Source organism: Streptomyces viridochromogenes (assembly GCF_001270495.1).
In the GTDB taxonomy this organism is placed as follows: Bacteria; Actinomycetota; Actinomycetes; order Streptomycetales; family Streptomycetaceae; genus Streptomyces; species Streptomyces viridochromogenes_A.
Genome location: NZ_LGUR01000086.1, coordinates 1 through 753 on the forward strand (window position 1 = coordinate 1; position 753 = coordinate 753).

The following is a 753-nucleotide window of genomic DNA, read 5'->3' on the forward strand; positions in this document are numbered from 1 at the left end:
GACGTCGTCCTCGGCGAACACGGCGACCTGATCCACCAAACCCTCTACACCCAGCCCGCCCTCTTCGCCATCGAAACAGCCCTGTTCCGACTACTCGAAAACCTCGGGCTGAAGCCGGACTTCCTCGCCGGACACTCCATCGGCGAACTCACCGCCGCCCACTGCGCCGGCATCCTCACCCTCCCCGACGCCGCCGCCCTCGTCGCCGCCCGCGCCCGCCTCATGCACACCCTCCCCACCGGCGGCGCCATGCTCACCACCACCGCCACCGAAACCGACGTGAGGGACTTCCTGCCGCCCAATGTGGACATCGCAGCGGTCAACTCCCCCACCAACACCGTCCTGTCAGGACCCGCAGACACCATCGACACCCTGGCGAAAGACCTGACCAGCCGCGGCCACAAGGCCCGCACCCTGACAGTCAGTCACGCCTTCCACTCGGCGCTGATGGACCCCATCCTCGACGACTTCCACGCCATCGCGGCCACCCTCACCTTCCAGACGCCCCACACCCCCATCGCCTCCGCACTCACCGCCACCCTCGACAACCCCGACCACACCACCCACGACTACTGGACCCGCCACATCCGCGGCACCGTCCGCTTCGCCGACACCCTCACCACCCTCCACCAAGCCGGCACCACCACCTACCTCGAACTCGGCCCCGACACCACCCTCACCACCCTCACCGCACAAACCCTCCCCCAGGGCACCCACACCATCCCCACCCTGCGCCCCAACACCGACGACACC

General features: G+C 68.4%; 1 protein-coding gene. It reads left to right on the plus strand.

What is annotated here, in order from left to right; translation table 11 throughout:
- A partial coding sequence (locus tag ADK36_RS10040) for an acyltransferase domain-containing protein (RefSeq protein ID WP_159391104.1) occupies positions 1-753 on the plus strand: 753 nt, incomplete at both ends.